This window comes from Massilia sp. HP4, assembly GCF_005222695.1.
Lineage (GTDB): Bacteria > Pseudomonadota > Gammaproteobacteria > Burkholderiales > Burkholderiaceae_D > Telluria.
This window is the reverse complement of the sequence record NZ_STGG01000013.1, coordinates 80,759-107,662: the sequence shown is the minus strand read 5'-3', so window position 1 is coordinate 107,662 and position 26,904 is coordinate 80,759. Positions and strand designations below refer to the sequence as shown.

The 26,904-nt window shown below is 65.1% G+C and carries 21 protein-coding genes; 17 read left to right on the top strand and 4 right to left on the bottom strand.

Annotated elements, in window-relative coordinates; translation table 11 throughout:
* Window positions 1-129: 129 nt before the first annotated feature.
* Window positions 130-3,366, bottom strand: a complete 3,237-nt coding sequence (locus tag E8M83_RS08470; RefSeq protein WP_137172929.1) for an Rne/Rng family ribonuclease — start codon at window positions 3,364-3,366, stop codon at window positions 130-132.
* Between the two features lie 658 nt (window positions 3,367-4,024).
* On the opposite strand from E8M83_RS08470, the gene E8M83_RS08465 reads away from it, so the two are divergent.
* From E8M83_RS08465 to E8M83_RS08450, 4 genes are read left to right on the top strand one after another with little or no spacing between them, the layout of a single operon-like run.
* Window positions 4,025-5,008 (top strand): RluA family pseudouridine synthase, encoded by a 984-nt coding sequence (locus E8M83_RS08465; RefSeq protein ID WP_170976737.1) that lies wholly within the window; start codon window positions 4,025-4,027, stop codon window positions 5,006-5,008.
* A gap of 59 nt (window positions 5,009-5,067) precedes the next feature.
* Window positions 5,068-5,727, top strand: coding sequence for an HAD-IIIA family hydrolase (locus E8M83_RS08460; protein WP_137172927.1), 660 nt, complete (start codon window positions 5,068-5,070; stop codon window positions 5,725-5,727).
* 16 nt (window positions 5,728-5,743) lie between these two features.
* Window positions 5,744-6,121, top strand: coding sequence for a Rieske 2Fe-2S domain-containing protein (locus E8M83_RS08455; RefSeq protein ID WP_137172926.1), 378 nt, complete (start codon window positions 5,744-5,746; stop codon window positions 6,119-6,121).
* Between the two features lie 24 nt (window positions 6,122-6,145).
* Entirely contained in the window at window positions 6,146-7,147 is a 1,002-nt protein-coding gene (locus tag E8M83_RS08450) for a S49 family peptidase (RefSeq protein WP_137172925.1), read from the top strand.
* 388 nt (window positions 7,148-7,535) lie between these two features.
* On the opposite strand, the gene E8M83_RS08445 is transcribed toward E8M83_RS08450, so the two are convergent.
* Window positions 7,536-7,982, bottom strand: coding sequence for a hypothetical protein (locus E8M83_RS08445; RefSeq protein ID WP_170976732.1), 447 nt, complete (start codon window positions 7,980-7,982; stop codon window positions 7,536-7,538).
* A 213-nt stretch (window positions 7,983-8,195) separates the two neighbouring features.
* Here E8M83_RS08445 and E8M83_RS08440 point away from each other — a divergent pair, with 213 nt between their 5' ends.
* The 3 genes from E8M83_RS08440 to E8M83_RS08430 all read left to right on the top strand — a co-directional run bounded on the left by E8M83_RS08440 (window position 8,196) and on the right by E8M83_RS08430 (window position 11,228).
* A complete protein-coding gene (locus tag E8M83_RS08440) occupies window positions 8,196-8,912 on the top strand; it encodes a pseudouridine synthase (protein WP_137172923.1) in 717 nt (238 codons plus the stop codon).
* A 152-nt stretch (window positions 8,913-9,064) separates the two neighbouring features.
* Window positions 9,065-10,201, top strand: coding sequence for a phospholipase A (locus tag E8M83_RS08435; RefSeq protein ID WP_137172922.1), 1,137 nt, complete (start codon window positions 9,065-9,067; stop codon window positions 10,199-10,201).
* A 37-nt stretch (window positions 10,202-10,238) separates the two neighbouring features.
* Window positions 10,239-11,228 carry a fumarylacetoacetate hydrolase family protein gene (locus E8M83_RS08430; protein WP_137172921.1) on the top strand — a complete coding sequence of 330 codons (990 nt, stop codon included), beginning with the start codon at window positions 10,239-10,241 and terminating at the stop codon, window positions 11,226-11,228.
* Between the two features lie 75 nt (window positions 11,229-11,303).
* Here the strand turns inward: E8M83_RS08430 and E8M83_RS08425 are convergent, their stop codons facing one another.
* A complete protein-coding gene (locus E8M83_RS08425) occupies window positions 11,304-12,506 on the bottom strand; it encodes a hypothetical protein (RefSeq protein ID WP_137172920.1) in 1,203 nt (400 codons plus the stop codon).
* Window positions 12,507-12,799: 293 nt separating this feature from the next.
* Between E8M83_RS08425 and E8M83_RS08420 the strand changes: the two genes are divergently transcribed.
* From E8M83_RS08420 to E8M83_RS08380, 9 genes are all read left to right on the top strand, one after another.
* On the top strand, window positions 12,800-14,053 hold the full coding sequence (locus tag E8M83_RS08420) for a glycosyltransferase (protein ID WP_229491457.1): 1,254 nt from the start codon (window positions 12,800-12,802) through the stop codon (window positions 14,051-14,053).
* A 126-nt stretch (window positions 14,054-14,179) separates the two neighbouring features.
* On the top strand, window positions 14,180-15,355 hold the full coding sequence (flhB, locus tag E8M83_RS08415) for a flagellar biosynthesis protein FlhB (RefSeq protein ID WP_137172918.1): 1,176 nt from the start codon (window positions 14,180-14,182) through the stop codon (window positions 15,353-15,355).
* A gap of 20 nt (window positions 15,356-15,375) precedes the next feature.
* Entirely contained in the window at window positions 15,376-17,490 is a 2,115-nt protein-coding gene (gene flhA / locus E8M83_RS08410; protein WP_137172917.1) for a flagellar biosynthesis protein FlhA, read from the top strand.
* A gap of 325 nt (window positions 17,491-17,815) precedes the next feature.
* Window positions 17,816-19,210 (top strand): flagellar biosynthesis protein FlhF, encoded by a 1,395-nt coding sequence (gene flhF, locus E8M83_RS08405; protein WP_137172916.1) that lies wholly within the window; start codon window positions 17,816-17,818, stop codon window positions 19,208-19,210.
* Window positions 19,203-20,024 carry a MinD/ParA family protein gene (locus E8M83_RS08400; RefSeq protein WP_137172915.1) on the top strand — a complete coding sequence of 274 codons (822 nt, stop codon included), beginning with the start codon at window positions 19,203-19,205 and terminating at the stop codon, window positions 20,022-20,024. The genes flhF and E8M83_RS08400 overlap by 8 nt, the downstream gene beginning before the upstream one ends.
* Window positions 20,025-20,074: 50 nt before the next feature.
* Window positions 20,075-20,803, top strand: coding sequence for an RNA polymerase sigma factor FliA (locus E8M83_RS08395; protein WP_137172914.1), 729 nt, complete (start codon window positions 20,075-20,077; stop codon window positions 20,801-20,803).
* Entirely contained in the window at window positions 20,785-21,528 is a 744-nt protein-coding gene (locus E8M83_RS08390; RefSeq protein ID WP_137172913.1) for a flagellar motor protein, read from the top strand. The genes E8M83_RS08395 and E8M83_RS08390 overlap by 19 nt, the downstream gene beginning before the upstream one ends.
* An 11-nt stretch (window positions 21,529-21,539) precedes the next feature.
* On the top strand, window positions 21,540-22,295 hold the full coding sequence (gene motD, locus E8M83_RS08385; RefSeq protein ID WP_137172912.1) for a flagellar motor protein MotD: 756 nt from the start codon (window positions 21,540-21,542) through the stop codon (window positions 22,293-22,295).
* A 93-nt stretch (window positions 22,296-22,388) separates the two neighbouring features.
* Window positions 22,389-22,892 carry a hypothetical protein gene (locus tag E8M83_RS08380; RefSeq protein ID WP_137172911.1) on the top strand — a complete coding sequence of 168 codons (504 nt, stop codon included), beginning with the start codon at window positions 22,389-22,391 and terminating at the stop codon, window positions 22,890-22,892.
* Window positions 22,893-22,958: 66 nt separating this feature from the next.
* Here E8M83_RS08380 and E8M83_RS08375 read toward each other — a convergent pair whose 3' ends face one another.
* The gene (locus E8M83_RS08375) at window positions 22,959-24,008 is read right to left on the bottom strand and encodes a M35 family metallo-endopeptidase (protein ID WP_137172910.1); all 1,050 of its coding nucleotides are present in this window, start codon (window positions 24,006-24,008) and stop codon (window positions 22,959-22,961) included.
* 322 nt (window positions 24,009-24,330) lie between these two features.
* On the opposite strand from E8M83_RS08375, the gene E8M83_RS08370 reads away from it, so the two are divergent.
* Window positions 24,331-26,889 carry an EAL domain-containing protein gene (locus E8M83_RS08370; protein ID WP_229491456.1) on the top strand — a complete coding sequence of 853 codons (2,559 nt, stop codon included), beginning with the start codon at window positions 24,331-24,333 and terminating at the stop codon, window positions 26,887-26,889.
* The last annotated feature ends 15 nt before the right edge of the window (window positions 26,890-26,904 follow it).

Genomic DNA, 26,904 nt, shown 5'->3' with positions numbered 1-26,904 from the left:
TACGATAGCACGGGGCCGATGAAGCTGCCCGTATCAGATCCAAATGGAAATACTGTTGCTTAATATAGTCCAATAAAAAACGCCGTTCCCGTCTGTGCGGGAACGGCGTCGGGTCTTGCCGGCTAACGCTTACTGACGCGTCGTATCGACCTGCACCAGCGGCTCATCGACCGGCGCCACCACCGGCTTGCGGGCACGGCCCAGGCGGACCGGGGTTGCCACGGCGGCTTCCTGGGCGGCGCGCAGTTTTTCAGGGTCGGTCGACGCCAGTTGCAGGCCGGCCTGGGCCAGCACGTCGTCCAGCTTGGCCGGTGCTTCGGCCGCAGTTGCCGGTACTTCGGCCGCAGTTGCCGATGCTGCGGCTGGCGCTGGCGCTGCCGGTGCGGCTGGCGCCGCAGCCAGGGCGGCGCCCGGCGCCGGTGCGCTGGCCTCAGGAGCGGCGACCGGCGTCGGTGCGACGGTGATGGCCGGTGCCGCTGCCGGCGCGGTCTCGACCGCCGACGCTGTAACCGGTTCCGCCACAGGCGCCGCTTCGACCACAAGGGCTGGCGCCGGAGCAGCCTGCGCCGCCGGCGCCTGCTCGACCGGAGCCGGAGCCGGAGCCGGAGCCGGGGCAGGTGCCGGCGCTGGCGCCGCTTCGGCAGCGGCAGCAGCACGTGCGGCAGCGACCGACGCAGCCGTTGGGAACATGTTCTGCTCGGCAGCAACCGAGGCTGCGGTCGGGAACGGGATCGCGTCGGCAGCAAGCGCTGCCGGTGCGGCAGGTGCCGGAGCCGGAGCGGCAGGCGCCGCAGCCTTCTCTTCGGCCGCCTTCGCAGCCGCCACCGACGCCGAGGTCGGGAATGGCCACGCATCGTGCGCCGCAGCGCGTGCCGGCTTGGCCTTGGCAGCCTTGGCGGCGGCAGCGACCTTGGCCGCTTCTTCATCGGCTACCGGGGTGAAGGCCGGTGCGTCGTCCGCACCTTCCAGCGTCTCGCCGCCCTCGACCTGGTCGCGGTCGCGACGGTTGCGGTTACGGCCGCCACGACGGCGGCGGCGGCGCGGCTCGTCGCCGTCGCCGTCGATTTCTTCGCCGTCCGGGCCGATGGTGGTCACCGACTTGATGACTTGCTGCACGACTTCTTGCGTGCCTTCGGGGCCGGTGGTGCTCACCGCGATGGTCTCGCTGGCCACGACCTGGCTCACGCTCACTTCATCGAGCTTGGCTTCGATGGCCTGGGTGGTGCGCTCGAGGCGTTCGGTACGCTCGCGCGGCTGGCGTGGCTGGCGCTCCTTGCGCTCGCCGCGCTCGGGACGCTCGGCGCCCTCGACGCGTGCTGCGCCTTCGACCAGTTCGCGTGGCTCGCGTGGTTCACGCGGCTTGCGTTCGCGTGGCTGGCGCGGCTGGCGGCCTTCGCGGGCTTCCTCGCCCTGCGGCGCCTTGGCGATTTCTTCGCCAGGGGCGCCCTTGGCGACGGCGTCGCGTTCTTCGCGCTCACGGCCCGGCTTGGCGCCACGTTCGCCATTGCGGCCGCCGTTGCGGCCACCCTTGTTGCGGTTGTTGCGATCGCCGCGCTCGGCCGGCGCAGGCGCGGCCGGCTTCTCGACCACGACTGGCGCTGCGACGGGCTCTTCCGGTGCGCCGAAGATGAAGTCGCGCAGGCGGGCGAAGAAACCTTTTTCGGCCGGCGCCGGCGCCGGGGCGGCGACTGGCGCGGCTGCAGGCTTGGCCGCAGCGGCTGCCGACTTTGCCGCTTCGCTGCGGTCGACCACCGGCGCCGGCTGGGCCGGGGTGATGGTCTTGACGACGGCTTCCTGGCGCGGTTTCGCTTCTTCTTTCTGGCGCTTGGCGTAGGCCATGTCGGTGTCGGCGGTCTCGGCCATCGCGTAGCTGGCGTGCGCGTCTTCGAGGCGCGGATCGTCGTGCTTGATGCGCTCGAGCTTGTAGTGCGGCGTGTCCAGGTGCTTGTTCGGGATCAGGATCACGGTGATGCGGTGGCGGTTCTCGATCTTGAGCACTTCGCCACGCTTTTCGTTCAGCAAGAAGGCGGCGACGTCGACCGGCACCTGGACGTGGATCGCGGCCGAATTTTCTTTCATGGCCTCTTCCTGGATGATGCGCAGGACTTGCAGGGCCGACGATTCGGTATCACGGATGTGGCCGGTGCCCGAGCAGCGCGGGCAGGTCACGTGCGAGCCTTCGGACAGCGAAGGACGCAGGCGCTGGCGCGAAAGCTCCATCAAGCCAAACCGCGAGATCTTGCCCATCTGGACGCGGGCGCGGTCGTGGTGCAGGGCGTCCTTGAGGCGCTGCTCGACTTCGCGCTGGTTCTTGGCCACTTCCATGTCGATGAAGTCGATCACGATCAGGCCGCCCAGGTCGCGCAGGCGCAGCTGGCGGGCGACTTCGTCGGCCGCTTCGCAGTTGGTGTTGAAGGCGGTGGTCTCGATGTCCGAGCCGCGGGTGGCGCGCGCCGAGTTGACGTCGATGGAAACCAGGGCTTCGGTGTGGTCGATCACGATCGCGCCGCCCGATGGCAGCGGCACGGTGCGCGCGTAGGCGGTCTCGATCTGGTGTTCGATCTGGAAACGCGAGAACAGCGGCACGTCGTCGCTGTAGCGTTTTACACGGTGCGCCATGTCCGGCATCACGTGGCTCATGAACTGCTGGGCCTGTTCGTAGATGTCGTCGGTATCGATCAGCACTTCGCCGATATCGGGCTGGAAGTAGTCGCGGATGGCGCGGATGACGAGCGACGACTCCTGATAGATCAGGAAAGCGCCGGCGGCCGATTTGCCGGCGCCTTCGATCGCGCGCCACAGCTGCATCAGGTAGTTCAAGTCCCACTGCAGCTCTTCGACGTTGCGGCCGATGCCTGCGGTGCGGGCGATCACCGACATGCCTTGCGGCAGGTCAAGTTTGTCCATCGTTTCGCGCAGTTCCTGGCGTTCTTCGCCTTCGACCCGGCGCGAGACGCCGCCGCCGCGCGGATTGTTCGGCATCAAGACCAGGTAGCGGCCGGCCAGCGAGATGAACGAGGTCAGGGCCGCGCCCTTGTTACCGCGTTCCTCTTTCTCGACCTGGACCATGATTTCCTGGCCTTCCTTGAGCGCCTCTTTGATCGTGCAGTTGCGCACGTCGACGCCCTCGCGGAAATACGAGCGGGCAACTTCTTTGAAGGGGAGGAATCCGTGGCGGTCTTCGCCGTAGGAGACGAAGCAGGCTTCGAGGGAGGGTTCGATGCGGGTGATGACACCCTTGTAGATATTGGACTTGCGCTGTTCGCGACCGGCAGTCTCGATATCGATGTCGATCAGTTTTTGACCGTCGACAATCGCTACGCGCAGCTCCTCTTGCTGCGTAGCGTTAAACAACATGCGTTTCATTTTTATAAACTCCGCGACCCGTGGGCCGTGTGATGGCTGCCCTCGCGGGCGGCGCAGCTACAGGGATGTATGCGGGGAAGGGAGATCAGGAGGGGGTATGCCCGGGCGTGCGAACCAGCGAAAACAACCGCTGTCGCAACAGGGCGCTGTGGGGCCGAACGTCATTGTCTACACACGCCGCGACCTCGGCCGGCCGATTGCCACCACGTTGGGGTTGGCACAGCGGCGAACGAAGGGGGCGTGCTAACAGCCAGCCGGACCGATGCCAGCAACCGTCCAGGACCTGGAGGCGAAGAGACAGCCTTGCTCAAGTCGTGAGGATGGTCCTGCATCGAGCCCGGCGAAAAACGACAAGCGTTATCGACACCATCACCCGACAAGCAAGATCTGCTTGCCGGTACTTATCCTTAAGAATCCTGACAATCCAATCCTGCATCTTTGCGCACAACCCGATTACAACTGCAGGTGCAACCCTGATCGGCGCAAGGATGTGCGTACACATTTCTTTCCATCGAATTTGCATTGAGCGGGGCCGATGGAGCGCGCCCCTGTGTAAAATATCGTTTTAATTCTTACACCAGCAGAGGTTTGACCGCCGCCTGTCGATTATATATTCAAAATGAAGGACTTACAGAGAATTTCTGGGAAGACAGAGCGAATGGCGACCCAAAACGATGTTGTTTCCCCTTCATCACAACAGGCGCTGCAGGCACAATTCGTGACAATCGGCGAAGAAGACGCCGGACAGCGCATCGATAACTACCTGTTGCGTGTCTGCAAAGGCGTTCCGAAGAGCCATATTTACCGCATCCTCCGTTCGGGTGAGGTGCGTGTCAACAAGGGCCGCATCGACCAGTTGTACCGCCTGGCCGAAGGCGATACCGTGCGCATCCCGCCGATCCGCATCGCCGAAAAAGCCAATAACGACACCGTGCCTGGAACCGAGTTCCCGATCGTGTTCGAGGACACGCACCTACTTGTCATCAACAAGCCGGCCGGCGTGGCCGTGCACGGCGGCTCCGGCGTCTCGTATGGCGTGATCGAGCAGTTGCGCGCCGCGCGTCCGCAAGCCAAGTTCCTGGAACTGGTGCACCGGCTCGACCGCGAGACATCGGGCCTGCTCTTGATCGGCAAGAAGCGCACGGCACTGACCAACCTGCACGACCAGATGCGCGACGGCACCACCGACAAACGGTATTTCGCCGCGGTGAAAGGCGACTGGCACAACAAGCGCCAGCACGTGAAATTGCCGCTGCATAAGTACACGACGGCGGATGGCGAAAAGCGCGTCGTGGTCCAGGCTGGCGGCCAGGAAGCGCATACCATTTTTAATTTGTTAAAAAAATGGCAAAATTTTGCCTTGCTCGAAGCCGAGCTCAAGACGGGGCGCACGCACCAGATCCGGGTCCACCTGGCATCTTCCGGCTTTCCGATCCTGGGCGACGAAAAATACGGCGACTTCGCGTTCAATAAACAGTTACACAAGGCGGGCGAGGGCCGCGGGGCGCTCAAGCGCATGTTCCTGCACGCGCACCAGATCACGTTCACCCACCCGGACAGCGGCGAGCGGATGACCTTGCGCGCGCCGATGCCTGAGGAATGCGAGCGGTTCTTGCTAAGCTTGAGGCAGCCGAGCGCATGACCGCACGACGCGCCAACAATCCATGGAGACCGGCGGCTGATGCCGCTGCTAAATAATTAATGGCAAGAAAACAATTTGACCTGATCGTGTTCGACTGGGATGGCACGCTGATGGATAGCACGGCGGCCATCGTCAAGTGCATCCAGGCGGCGGCGCGCGACCTCGGCCTGCCGGTCCCGAGCGATACCTCGGCCGCCCATGTCATCGGCCTCGGCCTGGCCGAGGCAATGCAGGCCGTGATGCCCGACATCCAGCCGGCACTCTACCCGCGCATGGTCGAGCGCTACCGCTATCACTTTTTGACGAAGGACCACGAACTCGTGTTGTTCAAGGGCGTACGCGAGATGTTGGCCGATCTTAATAATGAGGGCTATTTTTTGGCGGTGGCCACCGGCAAGAGCCGCGTGGGCCTGAACCGGGCCCTGAATGCGACCGGCCTGCTGTCGATCTTCGATGCCACCCGTTGCGCGGATGAGACATTCTCGAAGCCCCATCCCGCCATGCTGCAAGAACTGACCCGCGAGCTGGGCCAGGACTTGCGGCGCACCGTGATGATCGGCGACACCACCCACGACCTCATGATGGCGAACAATGCCGGCGCGTCCGGCATCGCGGTCGAGTTTGGCGCGCATCCGGTGGCCCAGCTACAAACCTGCAATCCGCTGTTCTCGGCGCGGACGATCCCCGAGCTGCATGCCTGGTTGCTCGAGCATGCCTGAACCCCGGGGCGTGTAAATGACGGAAGATGCCCGTTTGTTCGTGTGTGATGCCGACGCATTAGTCGATGCGGGCCGCGGCGTGCGCTTTGCGCTGCAGGCCTTCGGCCAGCCGGCGACCGGCTTCGCGGTCCGCCACGGCGGGCAAGTCTATGGCTACCTGAACCGCTGCGCCCACGTTCCGATCGAGCTCGACTGGAACGAAGGCGAATTCTTCGAGTCCGGCGGCCAGTACCTGATGTGCGCCACCCACGGCGCGGTGTACGAGCCAGACACCGGCAAATGCGCGGGTGGTCCTTGCCGCGGCGGGCGCCTGCATCCGATCGCGGTACACGAAGACGCGGGCAAGATATACTGGTTGCCCGACGAGCGGTTCCGCGCGCCTGCGCAGGGATAGCGCTCGCCCTCGACCATCCGACTTATGAGTGACCAAACGAGCCATGACCATCCCGGCGACAGCCGGCTCGCAGCAAATCCGACGGTAGGCAACTGGGAGCGCGAGACGCTCGAGAAGCTGGTGTTCGCCACCGTCCAGGAACGGCGCCGCGCGCGCCGCTGGAGCATCTTCTTCAAACTGAGTTTCCTCACCGTCGCCCTGCTGGCGCTGTGGGCGTACTACGACTTCAATTTCGGTAGCGGCGACACCGAAAACCTGGGACGTCATACGGCGTTAATCGAAATTAACGGCGAGATCGAAGCAGAAGGCAGCGGCGCGGCCGATACCGTGATCCCTTCGCTGAACAAGGCGTTCTCGGACCCCGGTTCGGCGGCGGTGGTGCTGCGCATCGACAGCCCGGGCGGCAGCCCGGTCCAGGCCGGCATCATCGTCGACGAGATCATGCGCCTCAAGCGCGGCTATCCCGACAAGCCGCTGTACGTGGTGGTGGACGAGATCTGCGCCTCGGGCGGCTATTACATCGCCTCGGCGGCCGACCGCATCTACGTCAACAAGGCCTCGATCGTCGGGTCGGTCGGGGTGCTGATGGACAGTTTCGGCTTCACCGGCACCATGGACAAGCTGGGCATCGAGCGGCGCCTGCTGACGGCCGGCGAGAACAAGGGTTTCCTCGACCCGTTCAGCCCGCAATCCGGGAAACACCGCGAACACGCCCAGGAGATGCTGGACGAGATCCACCAGCAATTCATCGCGGTGGTGCGCGCCGGGCGCGGCAAGCGCCTGAAGGAAACCCCTGAGACCTTCTCCGGCCTGTACTGGACCGGCGCCCGGGCGGTGGACATGGGCCTGGCCGACGCCTTCGGCACCGTCGACACGGTGGCGCGCGACATCGTCAAGGCCGAGGACATCGTCGACTACACGGCCCACGAAGGCCTACCAGAAAGAGTGCTCAAGAAATTTGGCGCGGCGGTCGGCGAAAGTGCGGTGAAGGCGGCGTATCACGGAGCCGTGCCGAAATTGCGCTGAGAACCTACCGGCTAGGTTCCAAGCACTTTGTCCTTGCATACAGACGCCCAGCGGCTATAGTGGAACGGTAGCGCGAATGGCAAGGGACGAAAGAGGCAGCCGCTTCGATCAACCGGGACCGCGACACGCTATCCCACTGCACGCTGTGCGGTTTTCGAGAGAATTCCATTCCTCATGGTAGTACGTCCCTGGGAGGCTTGCCAAGCATGCCTGCCGCAGGAACGGAAACGACGGCCTTGGCCGTCGTTTCCATTTATACGTTTCCATTTATACGTTTCCATTTATACGTTTCCATTTATACCGCTGCCTGCCATTGCCTCGTTTTTCCGTCAGCCTGTTCCCGGTCTCATCGGATGCCCCCGGCGTCCTGCCGGAAGGCTGCGCCGGTTCAGGTGCAAGTGCCGCACTGCCGGGCATCGCCATCGCGATCCGGGCGGCAGGGAGGCTGCGAATTCTGCTGCGAGTTTTGCTGGGAATGTTGCTGGGTACGGTAGTGGTTGTTTTGTTGAGAAACCTGCAATCCCGGTTGCAGTGCGCTGGCTGGTGGCGCTTGCCACATGGCCGGCTTTCGCAAAGGCGCCAGCTCGTCGTGCTGCGCAAAGCCGCCGCGGTCGAGCCAGGCCTGGTGGTTGCGCATGGTGCGCGCATACCAGGCGGCGCGCAGCGGCGGGTGACCGGGGTGCAGGTGGGGGAGGCCGCCGCCGCGCCAGCGCGCCATGGCGAGTCGGGTGGGAAAAAGCGCCGCCTGGTCCTTGGCGAGCCGTTGGCGCGCGCAGTACGCTTCTTGGGCGGAAAGCTTTCCATTTGCTGTGTCGAGATCGTCGTTCACGTTCATTCCTATCCTCTGGCTATGGCCACCCAGTGTCGCATGGCCGTAGGTGCCGTTAGGCGGATTCCTAACGTGTTGAAGTCTATCAATGCGAATTTCGAAAGGCTTGACGCTGCTCAAATGAACGGCTGCATGCAAAATGGGTCCGAGGTAACGCTACCATTGCCAGTATGATCGTGCTTTCCCAAGCCATCGGCGCATCTGGTAAAGTCTCGCCCCATGAGTAAATTGTCCCTAGACCGTATCCTGCAATCGCAGGGATTCGGTACCCGCAAATACTGCCGTGCGCTGATCGAGGACGGCGACGTCGCCGTCAACGGCGCGATCGTCGACAGCTACAAGGCCACCTTCGACACCGAGGGCCTGGTCCTGACCGTGTTCGACGAGGAGTGGCCTTACCGCGAACACGCCTACATCGCGCTCCACAAGCCGGCCAACTTCGAATGCTCGCGCAAGCCCAGCCACCATCCTGGTGTGCTGACCTTGCTGCCAGAACAGTTCACCTGGCGCGAGGTGCAACCGGTCGGCCGGCTCGACCACGACACCACCGGCATGTTGCTGATGTCGGACGACGGCCCCTTCATCCACGCCCAGTCCTCGCCCAAGCGCCACGTGCCCAAGGTCTACCAGGCCACCACGGCCGAGCCGGTGACCGACGAGCTGGTCGCCCACATGCTGGCCGGCGTGCAATTGAACGACGAACCGGCGCCATTGAAGGCGGTGTCCTGCGTCCAGCGCGGCGAGCACACCCTCGAGATCGTTTTGGAACAGGGAAAATACCACCAGGTCAAACGGATGCTGGCCGCTGCCGGCAACCATTGCAGCGCCTTGCACCGCTCCCAGATCGGCGGCCTGACCCTGGAATCGCTGGGGCTCGAAGAGGGCGAATGGTGCTTCCTCGACCAGGCCCAGCTCGACCTGCTGGTGCCCGCCTGACCGGCCGATCGGGAAAGTCCAATGGGCAGGGCGAACCAGCGCATGCCTGAATGCAATACGTGCGACATCGTTAACGAATTTCCGCGACACTTCGTCGCGATGACAACTGGGTAGCAGTTGTCGCACGAACGTTTTGATGTAAAACAATAAATATGCACGCTAATCGCCCAAGACTCCCCCATACCATCGCCCTGATTCCCCTCTTGCTGGCCCTGCCGGCGCTGGCCCAGACCGCACCGCAGACACTGGCCGATTGCACCGCCATCGTCGACGGCACGCAGCGCCTGGCCTGCTTCGATGGCGTCGCCACCGCCCAGGCGGCCGCTGCCGCCAGCACCGCGCCGGCCGCCGTGGCCGCGGCCACGCCGGCGAACCCGGCCGCCGTCGCGCCGGTGCCGACCACGGCGCCGGTCGCCGAAGGCGCCTTCGACGCGCCGCGCACCAGCGCGGTGGACCGCACCGCCTCGGTCGATCCGGTCGTGCAGGCGGCGTCCCAGTACACGCTGAGCAGTCACTGGGAACTGGACTCGCGCGACAAGCGCGGTGTGTTCAAGTTCCGTCCGCACCACCCGAGCTACCTGATCGCGACCCGTACCCATCGTCCGAACGAAGAGCCTTACCGCGATTTCTGGGAGGCCGATCCGGATGCCGAAGGCTTGTCGAAGGCCGAGCTCGAATTCCAGCTCAGCTTCAAGATGAAGCTGGCCGAGACGCTGTTCGAGATGCCGGTCGACGTCTGGTTCGGCTATACGCAGAATAGCTTCTGGCAGGCAGCCAATCACGAGGCCTCCAGCCCTTTCCGCGAAACCAACTACCAGCCCGAAGTCATGGCGGTGACACCGCTCGACTTCGCGCTGGCGGGTATCAATGTGCGCTTCCTGAACCTGGGCTTCGTGCACCAGTCGAATGGCCAGTCGTCGACCCTCTCGCGTAGCTGGAACCGTTTCTATGCCCAGGTTGGCCTGGAACGCGGTCCGTTGAGCATGACAGTCAAGGCCTGGAAGCGGGTCAACGAATCGGCCGAAGACGATAACAACCCGGACATCATCGACTACATGGGCCGCTTTGAACTGGCCGGCAATTACCGCCTCGGCGGCGGTCATGAGCTGTCGGCCCTGGTGCGCCGCAACTTCAGCACCGACAAGGGCGCGGTCCAGGTCGGCTGGGCCTTCCCGCTCGCGGGCCCGGTGAAGGGCTATATCAATGGTTTCGCAGGCTACGGCCAGAGCATGATCGACTACAACTACTTCCAGCGCAGCGTCGGCGCCGGTGTCATCGTCAAATATTGACCTGTAGAATGGCGGGCTCGATTCCCGGAACCCGCCCATGAAACTCGCCACGCTCGACGACGGCACCCGCGACGGCCAGCTGGCCGTGGTGTCGCGCGACCTCAAGATTGCCCACGTCGCCGACGGCATCGCGCCCAGCCTGCGCGCCGCCCTCGACGACTGGGCCTTTATTGCGCCCCAGCTCGATTCCCTCTATCGCCAACTGAACGAGGGTAAGGCGCGCCGTCCCTTCGACTTCGACCCGGCGCGCTGCATGGCGCCGCTGCCGCGCGCGAGCGAGTGCGTGGTCGGCGCCGCCTTCTTGCACCATCACGAGCTGGAGCGCCGCGCCGCGGGCGGCGAACTGCCTGCCGCCTGGCGCGAGACGGCGCAGCTGGCGCGGGCGGCGAGCGACGGCTTTGTCGGGCCGCGGCAAGACCTGGTGCTGGCGCGCGAGGAATGGGGCATCGACTTCGGCGCCGAACTGGCGCTCGTGAGCGGCGACCTGCCGCAAGGGGCGACGGCCGACGAGGCGCATGGGCACATTCGCCTGCTGTTGCTGGCCAACGATATCACCCTGCAGAACCTGGTGGCCGATGAGCGCGCGCTGGGCCTGGGCCTGCTGCGGGCAAAGCCGGCGACGAGTTTCGCGCCGGTGGCCGTGACCCCGGACGAGCTGGGCGAAGCCTGGCGCGGCGGCAAGGTCGAGTTGCCCTTGCGGGTGGTGTGGAATGGCAATCCGGTCGGGACGCTGGAGGCGGGCGAAGACATGGCCTTCAATTTCCCGCAACTGCTGGCAGCACTGGCCGGCAGCCGCAGGGTGACGGCGGGGACGATCGTCGGCGCGGGCGTGGTATCGAACCGCGCGACGCGGCGGCATACGCCGGGGTATGCCAGCATTGCGGCGCAGCGCTGGCAGGAAATCGTCGATGGGGGCGAGGCGGTGACGCCGTTCATGCGCTTTGGCGACACGGTGCGCATCGAGATGCTCGATGGGAACGGCAAGTCGCTGTTCGGTGCGATCGAGCAGACGCTCAAGGCACCGTAGGGCTGGCGGCTACGCCGCCGACGCGGTGATGGTTGGCGGCGAGATCATCCGGCACGAGATCGGCGCCGATAGCGATCACCGCGTCGGCGGCGAACCCGCCGACCCTACCTGCCAGAATGCGCCATCTGCCCCCTCACCACGCAACTCCACCTCCACCGGCCGGCTGACCCGGCGCAGCGCATCGGCGCGCAGCAGCCGGCCATCCGGCTCATGCAACCGGTACCAGAGAAAGGCCACGCCGGACAGGGCGAGGCGCTCGCCGCCGAACAGGTTGCCGCGCACCAGGCTCAGGCCCTCCAGCCGCAGATCGACGTCCAGCACCAGGGCGCCGCTGCTGCGCTCGGCCTGGCCGAGGTAGCGCGCCGCGGTGAACAGGGGACTCTTGTCGCTGGCCTCGCCCGCGCGCAGCCCTTCGGTGAAGGCGTCGACCGCCTTCAGCTGGGCCCTGGCGGCGGCCTCGACGGCCTGCAATTCCTTCTTGAGCTCGCCCTTGGCGCCATCGGCCAGCACCTCGAGCCGGGCGGCGTGCTGGGCCAGCACCGAGCGCTCCGTGCCCACCAGCCTGACCCGCTCGAGCAGATAAGCATGGCGCGCGGTGTCGAGTTCGCCCATATAGCCGCCGCTCAGGCCGGCCAGGCGCTCGGGGCAGCTGCGCGCCAGCGCGCTGGCGAACAGGGCGCGCGCGCCGTCGCCATAGGCGATGCCGGTCAGGGTGGCGTCGCTCTTGAACACGCCGGCAAGGTCGGCGCCGGCGCGCAGCAATACCGTGGGCGCCGTGAGCCAGATGAGCGGTATTACGCCGCGGCGGTCAGCCGATTCCGGGGTATGCGCGTTAATGTAGCGTTGCAGCTCGATATTACGCTCGGCCAACTCCTGCGCCGTGCGTCCGAGAGCGCCGTCGACGGTGCGCGCTGCCACCACGCCCTGGCTGACGATCGGGTCGTAGAGGGTGACGCGGCGCCCTGGCGGCAGGCTGGCGCAGACCTCGCCCGCCAGTTCCAGGGCCAGGTCGAAGGCGCGCGCCAAGCCGGCGGCGCCGAATTTGGCGGCCTCGACGTTGCCGGCCAGGGCCTTGGCCTGGGTGGGCGGCAGGCGCGCCAGCAGCTCGGCGCGCTCGGCTTCGGCCAGTGCCTGGCGGGTTTCCGCTTCCAGCAGGCGGGCGCGGGCTTCGAGTAATTCGGACGAGGATTGGGACCGGACTGGTTCGGAATAAAGAGTTATCAGGCATAAAACAATGCCGAAAATGAAAGGTTGGCGCTGTCGATTATGTTCTGCCATGGCTCCACCTTATTTGTGAACTGGAAATAAATCGATCCAAATTCCACTGCGGAAAAGTGTAACAAATTGTGGAGAAATATTAGGAGAAGTTTCAGGGCGATTGATTGGCTGATCGCAACCTCCCTAGAATCGTCGAATTGTTCTTGCACAATCAATGGCTTGCATTGCGGAACAGAGCATTTGTGACATTACGATAGAATCCCCGCCCAGGCACGTTTGCCGGATGATCAACGAGAAATGCGATAGAATTGACGAGTTAACAAAGTGGTTCTATGAGTATTAATAACCTTCCCATGGCCGGTCTCGAAATCGGCTTTCTCACATCGCTGATCTGCTCGCTCCTGCTCGTGTTCACCACGCGCTGGCACGGGCGCTATTCGCTTGACGCGACGCGCGGTGTGCAGAAGTTCCATATCACCCCCACGCCGCGCATCGGCGGCGCCGCCATCATGATCGGCCTGTGGATGGCGTTGGGCGTCTTGCCGCAAGCGCAGCAGGAATTGCTGCTGCCGGTCCTGGTGGCCGCCTTGCCGGCCTTCGTGTTCGGCCTGGCCGAAGACCTGACCCGTACCGTCTCGGTGCGGGCGCGCCTGCTGGCGACCATGGCCAGCGGCGCGGTCTGCTGGTTCCTGACCGGCGTCACCCTGCAGTACACCGGCCTGGCGCTGATCGACGGCCTGCTCGGCTGGCTGCCGTTCTCGGTGCTGTTTACCGCCTTCGCGGTGGGCGGCGTGGCCAATGCGGTCAATATCATCGACGGTTTCAACGGCCTGGCCAGCGGCACGGTCGTGATCGGCCTGGCCACCCTGGGCGTGATCGCCCTGGGCGCTGGCGACGTCCACCTGGCGCAATTGTGCTTCGTGATCTGCGCCGTGACCGCCGGCTTCTTCGTCGTCAATTTCCCATTTGGTAAATTGTTCCTTGGGGATGGCGGCGCCTACCTGCTCGGCTTCCTGCTGGCCTGGCTGTCGGTGATGCTGGTCTACCGCAATCCGTCGGTCTCGGCCTGGGCGCCGCTGCTGGCCTGCGCCTATCCGGTGTTTGAAACCGTCTTCACCATCATGCGCCGCCTGTGGTGCCGCCGCCATCCGGGCCATCCGGACAGCTGGCACCTGCACAGCCTGGTCAAGACGGCGATCACCGCGCGCTACCTGCGCATGCTGCCGGCGCCGCTGCGCAATGCCTGCGTCTCGCCGGTCTCCTGGAGCATCGCCCTGGTGCCGGCCGTGCTGGCCGTCAACCATGCGGGCTCGCCCGACGTGCTGATGCAGGGCGTGGTGGCCAGTTTCGCGCTCTACCTGGTCGTGTACGGCCTGGTGGTGGCTGCCTGGCGCGCACGCCGCCGCCATGGCCCGGTCGTCACCGCGCCGCTGGCGCCGGCCACCGTGGTTGCCGCCAAGGCATCCAAGCCGGTGGTCTCGCCCCTGGTCGCTCCGGTCATCGTTTCAGCCCGCGTCGCCAAGCCCGCCGCAGCCAACCAGGCCGCGCCGCTGGCCGACCTCGCCCGCGAACAGCCGGCCCCGGTCTTCGTCCGCCGCCGCATGTGATCTTCCCGGTCGCAGAACAGCGGCCGGTTTTCCTTCCTGCTTTCGATCTAGCCGCACGGAAATTCCGGCGATAATCTCTTTTGCGCGGTACAAAGGCGCTTGTGACATTGATTTGGCGGAGTAGGCATGTCGGAAGATAGCGACGCAGAGAAGACAGAAGACGCATCGCCCCGGAAGATCGAGAAGGCGCGCGAGGAAGGCGACGTTCCCAGATCGCGCGAACTGGCCACCTTCACGGTCCTGATGACCGCCGGCGCCTGCCTGTGGGCGTTTGGCGGCATGCTTGTCGGAAAACTCAGCCTGGCGCTCAAGTCAGGCCTGACGCTCGACCGCGAACAGGTCTTCAATCCCAACATCCTCTTCGAGCGCATCCTGAACGACCTGGTCGGCGTGCTGCTGGCCTGCCTGCCGATCGCGGGCGCCATCATGGTCATTGCCCTGGTCTCGCCGCTCCTGATCGGCGGCTGGCTGTTCTCGTCCAAGGTCTTCATGCCCAACTTCGGAAAGCTGAACCCGATCAAGGGCATTGGCAATATGTTCTCGAAGAATGCACTGGTCGAGCTGGTCAAGGCGATCGCCAAGACCCTCGTGGTGGGCGTGGTGGCCTATATCGTGGTCAGCGGCCAGAAGGAGGCGATGCTGGGCCTGGCGGTCGAGCCGCTCAACGAAAGCAGCGCCCACGTCGGCGAGATGATCGGCAAATCCTTCCTGTTCATGGTCGGCGCACTGGGCTTCATCGCCCTGATCGACGGTCCTTATCAGTTGTGGCATTGGAAAGACAAATTGAAAATGACGCGCCAGGAAATGATCCAGGAATCCAAGGAATCGGACGGCAATCCTCAGATTAAGGGGAAGATTCGCCAGATGCAGCGCGAAATGGCCCGGGGCCGGATGATGCAAAATGTCCCTACTGCTGATGTGATCGTAACCAACCCGACCCATTATGCAGTGGCGCTGAAGTATACAGATGGCAAGGGCGCGCCGCGGGTGGTGGCCAAGGGCATCGACGACGTGGCGGCCAAGATCCGCGAGCTGGGCCAGGAACACAAGGTCATGCTGATGGAAGCCCCGGCCCTGGCCCGCGCCCTGTACAAGCATACCGATATCGATGACGAGATCCCGGAAAAGCTGTACTCGGCGGTGGCGGAAGTGCTGGCCTATGTCTACCAGCTGCGCGCGTACAAGAAGGGCGAAGGGGACTACCCGGATCGCCCGACGAAGTTGAAAGTGCCTGACGAGATGGACCCGCTGAACCCGGCGTCGCAGCAGCAAGCGCCGCCCCAGCCAGGGGGACCGAATTGAACTGAACACGGAGTGAATGAATGACCAACAGCATGAAACTGCCAGCCTGGATGAGCGGCCTTGGTGCACAAGGCAGCAAGGCGGCGGCGCCGATCCTGATCATCATGCTGTTGGCGATGATGATCCTGCCGCTGCCGGCGTTCGTGCTGGACGTATTTTTCAGTTTCAATATCGCGCTGTCGATCATCGTGCTGCTGACCGCGCTGTACACGGTCAAGCCGCTCGACTTCCTGGCCTTCCCGGCCATCCTGCTGGTTTCCACGATGTTGCGCCTGGCGCTTAATGTGGCTTCCACTCGCATTGTGTTGACCGAAGGCCACACCGGCTCCGCAGCCGCCGGCAAGGTGGTCGAGGCCTTCGGCCACTTCCTGATCGGCGGTAACTACACCGTCGGTATCGTCGTCTTCATCATCCTCACCATCATCAACTTCTCGGTCGTGACCAAGGGCGCCGGTCGTATCGCCGAGGTTGGCGCACGCTTCGCCCTGGACGCAATGCCTGGCAAACAGATGGCGATCGATGCCGACCTGAACGCCGGCCTGATCGGCGAAGCCGACGCCCGCAAGCGCCGCCAGGAAGTCGCGCAAGAAGCCGAATTCTACGGCGCCATGGACGGCGCCTCGAAATACGTGAAAGGCGACGCCGTCGCCGGCATCATGATTACCGTGATCAACGTGGTCGCGGGCCTGATCGTTGGTGTGGTGATGCACGACCTGGCGGTCGGCGAAGCAACCAAGATCTACACCTTGCTGGCCATCGGTGACGGCCTGGTGGCCCAGATTCCTTCGCTGATCATCTCGATCGCGGCCGGTATGGTCGTGTCGCGGGTCGCCAACGACGAAGACGTCAGCTCGCAGCTGACCAACCAGCTGATGGCGCGTCCCGAATCGATGTACATCACGGCCGCCATCATCGGTGGCCTGGGCCTGATCCCGGGCATGCCGAACCTGGTGTTCCTGCTGCTGGCCGCTGCGCTGGCGGGCGCCGGCTACATGATCTCGAAGCGCCGCAAGGGCGCCCCGGCCAAGGAAGAAGCCGAGGCCGCGGCCGCCGCCGACGCCACCGCCGCGAAGCAGGCGCCAGCCGAGAGCGAAGAAGCGACCTGGCAAGATGTGATGCCGGTCGACACCCTGGGACTGGAAGTCGGCTACCGCCTGATCCCGCTGGTCGACAAGAACCAGGGCGGCGAGCTGCTCAAGCGCATCAAGGGCATCCGCAAGAAGTTCGCGCAAGAAGTGGGCTTCCTGGCGCCGCCGGTGCACATCCGCGACAACCTGGAACTGAAACCGTCGGCCTACCGCATCACGCTCAAGGGCGTCGAAGTCGGCAGTGGCGAAGCCATGAACGGCCAGTTCCTGGCGATCAATCCGGGCATGGCCAGCGGCACGCTGCCGGGCCTGGTGACCACCGATCCGGCCTTCGGCCTGCCGGCCACCTGGATCGAAGCCGGCCTGCGCGACGAAGCGCAGAGCATGGGCTATACCGTGGTCGACGCCGGCACCGTGGTCGCGACCCACCTGAACCACCTGATCACGCTGCATGCCTCGGAACTGCTGGGCCGCATGGAAGTGCAGGCGCTGCTGGACCACATGGGCAAGGAAACGCCGAAGCTGGTCGAAGACCTGGTGCCGAAGGTCGTATCGCTGTCGACCCTGCAGAAAGTGCTGCAGAACCTGCTGGTCGAAGGCGTGCACATCCGCGATATGCGCTCGATCATCGAGGCGCTGTCGGAACACGCGAACATGACGCAGGATCCGTCGGAACTGACCGCCGTGGTGCGCGTGGCCCTGGGCCGCGCGATCGTCCAGCAGCTGTTCCCGGGCGAGAACGAGCTGTCGGTGATGACCCTGGACAACCGCCTCGAGCGACTGCTGATGCAGGCGATGGGCGCCGGCGGCGACGGCACCGGCATCGAGCCGGGCCTGGCCGACACCATCGCCCAGCAGGCGGCCAACTCGGCCAACCAGCAGGAGCAGATGGGCCACACCCCGGTGCTGCTGGTGCCGGCACCGCTGCGCGTACTGCTGTCGCGTTTCCTGCGCCGCGCCGTGCCTCAGCTCAAGGTGCTGTCGCATGCGGAAGTGCCGGAGACTAAGACGATTCGGGTGACCAGCCTGGTGGGTGTGCCGATGTAATCCTGGTCTCCTGGCGTGCAAGCGCCCGCTGGTCGGGTAGGGTGGACGGCTCAGCCGTCCACGCGTTCAGGCAGACACCGCCATAACGCACTCTCGATGCGGATGCATGGACTGCCAAGCCTCCGCCTACGCGCGTCCTCCACGCGTCGTCCCAGAAATTCCTTGTCATTCAGTTAAAGAGTTTCGCTTTTACTGATTTCGGCGAAATAGACCCTTTTCCCCTTCCTTTTCCCTTGATGGTTTCCTGAGGGCATCGTCAATAATGCTTCCTATCGACAGGCATCGTGCCCGTCATGCAGAACCAGATTGAAGCGCGGAGAACCAGATGAAGGTTAAGAAATTTACGGCAGCAACTTCCCGGGACGCATTGCGCAAGGTGCGCGAAGCCCTTGGGCCGGATGCCGTCATCCTCTCCAACCGTCCAGTCGACGGCCAGGTCGAGATCCTGGCGCTGGACAACGATGACGTGGCCTCGCTGGCCGCCCCGGCCGCCGATTCGGAAATGGCCCAGCCGGCGCCGCAGCTGCAGCACCTCGACACGCCGGCCCCGGCGCCGTTCTTGTCGCGCCGCCTGCAGGATGCCGCGCCAGCCGCCGCACCGGCCTTCAGTGCACCGGCCGCTGCCGCCGCAGCCGCCTACGCCGAACCTGCCCCGACCTACGCCGAGCGCCGCGCCCCGGCCCCGGAGCCGACCATCGACATGACCGCCATGACCTCGATGATGAGCGCCGCCATCGCCCAGGCCAAGGAATCGGCCGCCGCCGAAATGAGCGGCATGATGAACGAGATCCGCGCCATGCGCGGCCTGATGGAAACCCAGCTGGCCGAGCTGTCGTGGAACGCCACCGCCCAGCGCGAGCCGCAAAAGGCCGCCGTGCTGCGCGAGATGCTGGCCGCCGGTTTCTCGGCCACCCTGGCGCGCTACCTGCTCGAAAAAATGCCGGCGACGAAAAATTCCGTTGACGCCATGCGCTGGGTAAAGACCGTGCTGGCCCGTAACCTGACCACCATCGGCAGCGAAGACGCGCTGCTGGAGCAGGGCGGCGTGTACGCCCTGGTCGGCCCGACCGGCGTCGGCAAGACCACCACCACCGCCAAGCTGGCCGCGCGCTGCGTGATGCGCCACGGCCCGGACAAGCTGGCCCTGATCACCACCGATGCCTATCGTATCGGCGGCCACGAGCAACTGCGCATCTACGGCAAGATCCTGGGCGTGATGGTGCACTCGGTGAAGGACGAAGCCGACCTGCGCATCGCCCTCAAGGAGCTGCGCAACAAGCACACCGTGCTGATCGACACCATCGGCATGTCGCAGCGCGACCACATGGTGGCCGAGCAGGTCGCGATGCTGTCCGGCTCGGGCGCCGACGTCAAGCGCCTGCTGTGCCTGAACTCGACCTCGACCAACGAGACGCTGAACGAAGTGGTGCGCGCCTATCAAGGCAGCGGCCTGCACGGCGCCATCATGACCAAGATGGACGAAGCCGCGTCGATTGGCGGCGTGCTCGACATCGTGATCCGCCAGAAGCTGAACCTGCACTACATCTCGAACGGCCAGCGCGTGCCGGAAGACCTGCACGTGGCCGACCGCAACCTGCTGGTGGACCGCGCCTTCCGCAACCGCGCCAACGCTATGAATGAAGCCGACCTGCCGCTGATGATGGCTGCAGCCGGCGAGGCAGCCCACGCCACCGGCGCCCGCGAGGTGAACCTTGGCTAGTTTCGATTTCGACCAGGCCGAAGGCCTGCGCCGCATGCTGCAAGGCCCGCGTCCGCGCGTGGTCACGTTTCTTTCCGCCACGCCCGAGGACGACAAGGGCGCCATGCTGGTCAACCTGGGCGCCTCGCTGGCCCAGGCCGGCAACGACGTGCTGATCGTCGATGCCTGCGAAGTGGAATACGGCGTCGCGCGCCGCCTCGGCATGAACCGCAGCGCCTCGCTGCTGCAGGTGGCGCGCCAGGAAAGCGCGCTGAACCAGGTGATCCGCCCGGCGCCGCAGGGCTTCTCGGTGGTACCGATGGGGTCGCCCGAAACGGCCGCCGATGCGCGCCGCCTTGGCAATACCTTCGATGTGCTGGCCACCCAGGCGGGCATCGTGATCGTCGACGCCGAACTCGGCCCGGACGGCGAGTTCCCGCTGGCCGCGATGGCCGGTTCCGAGATCGTGGTGCAGGTCTCGACGGGCGCGACCTCGATCACCAATGCGTATTCCCTGATCAAGCGGCTGTCGATGCACCTGGGGCGGCGCCCCTTCGGCATCCTCGTTACCGGTGCGACAGAGGCAGAGGCCAAGGTGGTATACGATAATATGTCAGCAGCAGCAACACGCTACCTTGCCGTCAAGCTCAGTTTCATGGGCTCGGTGCCGGCCGACGAATACCTGCACCGGGCCGCGCGCCTGGGCCGGGCCGTGGTCGACGCCTTCCCGCTGGCCGGCGCCTCGGTGGCGTTTCGCCAGCTGGCAGGCAAGTTCGCGCTGCACGCCATGCCGCAGTTCGGCCAGCAGGGGAGCGCGGCCCACTTCGGTTCTTGATCGACAACGGCAACACATAGCACACGCACAGAGAAAAGACTCACACCAGCATGTACACGGTCAAAGGGAAAGCGGACAAGAATTCTTTGCTGACGGAGCATATGCCGTTGGTAAAGCGTCTTGCCCACCACATGAAGGCCAAGCTGCCGCCTTCGGTGGAAGTGGATGACCTGGTGCAAGCTGGCATGATCGGCCTGCTGGATGCGATCAACCGCTACGAAGACAACCACGGCGCGCAGTTCGAGACCTATGCGGTGCTGCGCATCCGCGGCGCCATGCTGGACGAATTGCGCAGCAGCGACTGGATGCCCCGAAGCACGCGCCAGAACATGCGCAAGGTCGAGAGCGCGATGCACGAGCTGCAGCAGCGCCTGGGCCGGCCGCCGAGCGAATCCGAAGTGGCGAAATCGCTCAAGCTCTCGCTCGAGGATTACCAGGACATCCTGGCCGACTCGGGCGGCCACCAGCTGGTGTATTACGAAGATTTTCGCGACGACGATGGCGACGGTAATTTCCTCGACCGCTATGCGGTGGACGACAGCGATCCGCTGCGCGGCCTGATGGAAACCGACTTCCGCCATGCGGTGATCGAGGCCATCGACAACCTGCCGCCGCGCGAGAAGCTCTTGATGGGCCTGTACTACGAAGAAGAGTTGAACCTGAAGGAAATCGGCGCCGTCATGGGCGTTTCTGAATCGCGGGTGTCGCAGCTGCACACCCAGGCCGTCGCGCGCCTGCGCACCACCTTGCGGGAGCATATATGGACTGGGCCAGCGTAATCGGCCTGGTGCTGGCGATGGCCGGCATCTTTCTTGGCTACACACTCGACGGCGGCAGGTTTGCATCGCTGATGCAGCCGGCCGCCTTCGCCATCGTCGTCGTCGGCACCTTCGGCGCCGTGCTGCTGCAGAGCGAGTCGCGCACCTTCTTGCGCGGCCTGGGCATGCTGCGCTGGGTGTTCGTGCCGCCCAAGAATGGCCGCCTGAAGCTGTCGCGCGACATCACCCTGTGGAGCCAGACGGCGCGCCGCGACGGCCTGCTGTCGCTCGAACAATTCATGACCCGCGCCGATCCTTTCGTCGCCAAGGGCTTGCGGCTGGTGGTGGACGGCATCGCGCCCGACAAGCTGCGCAGTTTGCTGGAACACGATATCAACGGCTATGAATTCGCCCAGCGCCAGGCGGCGCGGATCTGGGAATCGGCGGCCGGCTATGCGCCGACGATCGGCATCCTGGGCGCCGTGCTGGGCCTGATCCACGTGATGGAAAACCTGTCCGACCCGGCGCGCCTGGGTTCCGGCATCGCCATTGCCTTCGTGTCGACCGTGTACGGCGTCGGCCTGGCCAACCTGTTCTTCTACCCGGTCGGCAACAAGCTCAAGGCCATCGTCAACGACAGGGTCTCGCAGTACGAGATCCTGGCCGAAGTCTTCGCCGACCTCGCCAGCGGCGACCATGGCCGCGTGGTCGACGAGCGCGTCGCCAGCCTGCTGGCGCGCCACTGACAGGTCAGCCCATGGCCCGCAAGCGCTACGACGACGACGTCCCGCAAGAGCACCACGAGCGCTGGCTGATCTCCTACGCCGACCTGATCACCCTGCTGTTCGCCTTCTTCGTGGTGATGTATGCGATCTCGATCGTCAACGAGGGCAAGTACCAGGTGCTGTCCGACGCCCTGGGCGACGCCTTTGGCGGGCGCGGCGCGGCCACGCAAGTCAATACCAATGTCGAGCCGGTGCTGCCGCTGTCGCACATCATCAACCGCAAGCGTAACGAGGCCGCGCGGCGCGAGCAGGAGCGCATGGGCGCGATGGCGCGCGAGCTGTCGGCGACCCTGCTGCCGCTGGTGAAGTCGGGACAGGTGCGGGTGACGCAGAATGCGCGCGGGATCAGCGTCGAGATCAATGCCAGCGTGCTGTTCGAGCAGGGCCAGGCCGCGCTCGACCCCGAGGCGCGCGAAGTGCTGGGCGCGGTGGCCGGCCTGCTGAAGGACGATACCCACCGCATCGAGGTCGAGGGCCATACCGACGACCTGCCGATCGCCAGCGCAATCTATCCGTCGAACTGGGAGCTGTCGACCGCGCGCGCATCGAGCGTGGTGCGGCTGTTCGTCGACAGCGGCCTGCAGCCGGCGCGGCTGTCGGCGATCGGCTTTGCCGACACGCGGCCGGTGGCGCCGAACACGGACGTAGCCGGGCAGACCCGCAACCGGCGGGTGGCGGTAACCATCCTGGCGGCCTTGCCTGAAACAGGCGGTAACATACTGCCCTGAACGGTTTTGCGAGTCGTGTCATAATCGCATGGCGACCGCCGCACAGGCAGCCGCTCGATCGAACCACATGGCCCCGTGTCGGAAGGAGTAGAGATGCATGTCAAACGAAGCATGCCGGCGACCGCGCTGGCAACGCTGCTGGCGCTGGGCGGACTGGCCGGCGCCGTCAAGGCCGTGGAGGCCAAGGTGAACGTGCATCACCGGCTCGAAGTCGAGACCGGCGCCACGTCGGTGAAGGTGCGCGTGCTGATCGAGAACCGCGGCGACCAGTCGGTATGGATCCCGCGCGAGATCGCGCTGGGCGACGACCTGACCGCCCCGCGCTTCAACCTGCGCACGCCCGAGGAAGAGGTGGCCTACACCGGCCGCATGGTCAAGCGCGCCGCGCCGGGCCTGGCCGATTACCTCGAGGTCAAGCCGCAGACCACGCACCTGAACACGATCGACATCACCCAGTCCTATGCCTTCAAGCCGGGCCAGCACAGCTACGAGATCCGCTACGCGGGGCCGTGGCTGGCCAATCCGGGCAAGCTCGATGCGGCCAGCATCAAGAGCAGTCCGGCGATTCCGGTGAAGTTTTCGTTTACGCAGCGGTAAAACCCGGTTCGCCTGGACCGCAGGGTCGGCGGCGTAGCCGCCAACCCTGCGCGTGTCACGTCACTGTTATTGCTGCACCGGCGTATTCTCGCCAAAATACTCATGTGAATCGGCGTTGTTGATCGCCCGTTCCGGCGCCGAGCGCGCCAGTTCGGCCGCGCCGGCCTGCCCATACACATGGTCATCGGTCGCCGCCACCACATCGAAATGGCTGAGCTCGTGCAGCAGGGTGCCGCCGCGCGAGTCGGTGCCGGTCACGGCCGCGGCCCAGAACGCCCGGCAGACCCACACGGTATAGGGCCGCGCCGGATACACATAGGCGAAATACGGCTCGTCGCAATCGCAATCGATCTTGACTGGCTTACTCTCGAGGGCATCCTTGATGGCGGTGAAATTGCTGGTGACCCTGGCGCCGCGGGCGGCGTCCAGCGCCCCGAACCAGGTCGTGTAGCGCTCGCCATACTGCTTGCCAGCCGTCAGGTAGGCATGGCTGTCAACGGTCATCGCGCGGCCCGCATCCATCGCCGTCGCCAATTGCTCCTGCTGGGCGTTCGAGCAGTTGGCGTAGCTGAGGCCGGCGCCGCCCGGCTCGGGCGCCATGGCGGCCGGCTTGCTGCCGCGCGCCAGGCGGCCGTTGACCCAGATGCTCACCGGGCTCGAAACCAGCTCGCCCACCACTGCCTGGACACCGGCGCCCGGCGCCGGCATGGCCGGGCTGCGATAGCGGATCGTATAGCTCCCGGTCACGCTCATTTCGTACAGCCTGGACAACTCGACCGTCTTGCTGAGCGAGGCGCCGGGATCGAGCCGCACATAATCCGCCGGCCCCGGCGGCGCGCGCTTGATGCGCCGGCCGAGGTAGCGCACCGGCTGGCCGTCGCGGCGCACCTCGAACAGGGGCGACTCCACCCCGTCGAGCGGTGTGCGCCAGCGCAGCAGGTGCTGGGCCGTGCTGGACGAATTGGTCAGCGTGACGCGCACCATCACATCGTCGCCACGCTCGACGGTCGGCTTCTCCGGGGCCACGGTGACGTCGACGGCGGCCGCCGCGATGGCGGACCAGGACAGGACCACGGCCGCAAGCGCGGCCCGGGGAAGAAGTGGACGGAGGGACATGGGAGACTCCTGAAGGGATGGCGATTCCCCACTCTCACCCCATCCATGCGCCGCATTTTGCGGTCGTGCAACGTCTATCGCTTCTGTTCTTAAACCAGGTTAATTAGCCGGCAGACACTAGGGCAAATAAACAACAGACGCGGAACAAGTGCCAGACTCTGCATAGTGAATTTGCTATCATGCAACTAAAATATCCAGATGGTTATTAATTCTTGGTCAAGTGACCAGTGGCGTTTCCGATGAATACCCAGAAGAGAAGTGGTACGACCCAGCCCATGCAGTCTCTGCAGCCAGGGGAGGCGGCATGAGGGAAACGCGGGAAATGATCGACGCCCTTGCGCGCGAGATCGGGCTGGACGAACAGGAAATCGCGGCGCGCAAGGGCTTCCTGCAATTCGGGGAACGCGATGCCGCCGTATTGCGCGAGGTGCACGCGCTGCTGGAGCAAGACGGCGCCGCCTTCGCGGACAGTTTCTACGAGCACTTGCTTGCCTTCCCGCGCATGCGCGAACTGCTGGGCGACAGCGACGCCACGGCCCGCTTGCGGCGTGCGCAAGCGGGGTATTTCAGCAGCCTGACCGCCGGCGACTACGACGACGCCTATATCCGCGAGCGCCTGCGCGTGGGCGCGGCGCACCAGCGCATCGGCCTGGATCCGAAATGGTATATCGGCGCCTATCGCAAATACCTGTCCGAACTGTCCAGCATGCTGTGGGACAAGCTGCATGGCGAGCCTGCGCGTTTCATCGAGGCTTGGGATGCAGTGCTGAAAGTGGTTTGCTTCGACATGGGCCTGGCGCTGGACACCTATGCCCACGCCGACCAGCGCAATGTGCGCCAGAACCGCAATTATCTTGAGCAGGTGATCGATGGCATGCCGGCCGGCCTGGTGGTGGTCGACGCCAACCGCAAGGTGCGCTCGATGAACCGCACCATGGCCGACCTGATCGGCGCGCCCGACGAAGCGATCGCGGCCGGCCATCCGCTCGAGCAATTGCTGCCCGACCCGGAACTGGCGGCCCGCGTCGACGAGGCGCTGCGCACCGGCGCGCCGCAGGACAATGTACTGGTGACGCTGGACGGCCGCGCCGACGGCGTGCGCTACGTCGAGTTCAACGTGCGCCGCACCCAGCAGGATGGCGGCCACATGCTGCTGTTGATCGGCCAGGACATCACCTTCCGGCGCAAGGCGCGCCTGCGCCTGCAGGAGAGCGAGGAATTCTTCCGGCTGACCTTCAGCCAGGCCGCGGTCGGCATCGTGCTGCTGGGCCCGGACGGGCGCCTTCTGCGCGTGAACCGCAAGATGGCGCAGATCCTGGGCTATAGCGAAGTGGAGCTGCTGCAGCGCTTCTTCCAGCAACTGACGTTTGAGGACGACTTGCCCGACGAGCTGGCGCTGGTCAAACGGCTGCGCGCCGGCGAGATCGGCGACTACCAGCGCGAGCGGCGCCTGCTGCGGCGCGACGGCACGTCGATCTGGGTGAATGTGAGCGTCTCGATGATGCGCGACGCCAACGGCAACCAGCGTTTCATCTCGGTGGTCGAGGACATCTCGCGCCGCAAGGGCGCCGAGGAAGCGCTGCTGCGCATGGCCAACCACGACGCTTTAACTGGCCTGCCGAACCGGGTGCTGCTGCAGGACCGCCTGGCGCAGGCGATCGTGCACGCCCACCGCGCCGGCACGCAGGTGGCGGTGATGTTCATCGACCTGGACCGCTTTAAACACGTCAACGACAGCCTGGGCCACGACGCCGGCGACCAGATGATCGTCGAGATCGCGCGCCGCTTGTCGTCCAGCCTGCGCGAGAGCGACACGGTGGCGCGCCAGGGTGGCGACGAATTCGTGGTGGTGCTGCCCGAGCTGGCCGGCGAGGGCGACGCAGCGAAGGTGGCGCACAAGCTGCTCGACAACCTGTTCCAGCCGCTGCTGCTGTGCGGGCAGGAAGTCTTCCCGACCGGATCGATCGGCATCGCGATGTACCCGCGCGACGGCCTGGACGCCGCGACCCTGCTCAAGTGCGCCGACAGCGCCATGTACCAGTCAAAAGGCACGGGCGGCAACCACTACAGTTTCTACGCGGCCGACATGGGTGCGCAATCGGCCGAGCACCTGCGGATGGAGGGCGCGCTGCAACGCGCGCTGCAGCGCCAGGAATTCCTGCTGCACTACCAGCCGGTGGTCGACATCGCCACCGGCAATGTGAGCGGCGTGGAAGCGCTGCTGCGCTGGAAGCCGCATGGCGGCCCGATGGTGGCGCCGGCCGACTTCATCCCGCTGGCCGAGGAAACCGGCCTGATCGTGCCGATCGGCGACTGGGTGCTGGAAACCGCGATGGCGCAGCAGCGTGCCTGGCTGCGCCAGGGGCTGCCGCCCTTGCGCATGAGCGTGAACCTGTCGGCGCGCCAGTTCCTGGGCCAGGACGTGGCCCAGCGCGTGGCCGCGCTGCTCGCCAAGACCGGCTGCGATCCGCGCTACCTGACCCTGGAAATCACCGAGAGCGTGTTGATGCAGAACCCGGCCGCCGCCGCCGAGACCATGGCGCAACTGGCGAAGATGGGCGTGCAGCTGGCGATCGACGATTTCGGGACCGGGTATTCGAGCCTGGCGAGCCTGAAGCGCTTTCCGATCCACAGCCTCAAGATCGACCGCAGTTTTGTCAGCGACCTGACCCGCGATGCGGACGACGCGGCGATCGTGAACGCGGTGATCGCGCTGGCGCATTCGATGAAGCTGAACGTGATCGCGGAAGGGGTGGAGACGTCGGAGCAGCTGGCGTTCTTGCATGAGCATGGGTGCGATCAGATGCAGGGGTATTGCTTCAGCAGGCCGGTGGAGCCGCAGGGGATCGAGGCGTTGTTGAGGGCGGCGAAGGCGGCGTGAACCCGGGTGAAAATC

Excerpts from the sequence above, each read along its gene's own strand:
- E8M83_RS08435 (WP_137172922.1), top strand. The coding sequence starts at position 9,065 with ATGCACGCTAATCGCCCAAGACTCCCCCATACCATCGCCCTGATTCCC.
- E8M83_RS08390 (WP_137172913.1), top strand. The coding sequence starts at position 20,785 with ATGGACTGGGCCAGCGTAATCGGCCTGGTGCTGGCGATGGCCGGCATC.
- E8M83_RS08455 (WP_137172926.1), top strand. The coding sequence starts at position 5,744 with ATGACGGAAGATGCCCGTTTGTTCGTGTGTGATGCCGACGCATTAGTC.
- E8M83_RS08450 (WP_137172925.1), top strand. The coding sequence starts at position 6,146 with ATGAGTGACCAAACGAGCCATGACCATCCCGGCGACAGCCGGCTCGCA.
- E8M83_RS08370 (WP_229491456.1), top strand. The coding sequence starts at position 24,331 with ATGATCGACGCCCTTGCGCGCGAGATCGGGCTGGACGAACAGGAAATC.
- motD (WP_137172912.1), top strand. The coding sequence starts at position 21,540 with ATGGCCCGCAAGCGCTACGACGACGACGTCCCGCAAGAGCACCACGAG.
- E8M83_RS08465 (WP_170976737.1), top strand. The coding sequence starts at position 4,025 with ATGGCGACCCAAAACGATGTTGTTTCCCCTTCATCACAACAGGCGCTG.
- E8M83_RS08460 (WP_137172927.1), top strand. The coding sequence starts at position 5,068 with ATGGCAAGAAAACAATTTGACCTGATCGTGTTCGACTGGGATGGCACG.
- E8M83_RS08440 (WP_137172923.1), top strand. The coding sequence starts at position 8,196 with ATGAGTAAATTGTCCCTAGACCGTATCCTGCAATCGCAGGGATTCGGT.
- E8M83_RS08375 (WP_137172910.1), bottom strand. The coding sequence starts at position 24,008 with ATGTCCCTCCGTCCACTTCTTCCCCGGGCCGCGCTTGCGGCCGTGGTC.
- flhA (WP_137172917.1), top strand. The coding sequence starts at position 15,376 with ATGACCAACAGCATGAAACTGCCAGCCTGGATGAGCGGCCTTGGTGCA.
- E8M83_RS08425 (WP_137172920.1), bottom strand. The coding sequence starts at position 12,506 with ATGGCAGAACATAATCGACAGCGCCAACCTTTCATTTTCGGCATTGTT.
- E8M83_RS08445 (WP_170976732.1), bottom strand. The coding sequence starts at position 7,982 with ATGAACGTGAACGACGATCTCGACACAGCAAATGGAAAGCTTTCCGCC.
- E8M83_RS08430 (WP_137172921.1), top strand. The coding sequence starts at position 10,239 with ATGAAACTCGCCACGCTCGACGACGGCACCCGCGACGGCCAGCTGGCC.
- E8M83_RS08380 (WP_137172911.1), top strand. The coding sequence starts at position 22,389 with ATGCATGTCAAACGAAGCATGCCGGCGACCGCGCTGGCAACGCTGCTG.
- flhF (WP_137172916.1), top strand. The coding sequence starts at position 17,816 with ATGAAGGTTAAGAAATTTACGGCAGCAACTTCCCGGGACGCATTGCGC.
- E8M83_RS08420 (WP_229491457.1), top strand. The coding sequence starts at position 12,800 with ATGGCCGGTCTCGAAATCGGCTTTCTCACATCGCTGATCTGCTCGCTC.
- flhB (WP_137172918.1), top strand. The coding sequence starts at position 14,180 with ATGTCGGAAGATAGCGACGCAGAGAAGACAGAAGACGCATCGCCCCGG.
- E8M83_RS08395 (WP_137172914.1), top strand. The coding sequence starts at position 20,075 with ATGTACACGGTCAAAGGGAAAGCGGACAAGAATTCTTTGCTGACGGAG.
- E8M83_RS08470 (WP_137172929.1), bottom strand. The coding sequence starts at position 3,366 with ATGAAACGCATGTTGTTTAACGCTACGCAGCAAGAGGAGCTGCGCGTA.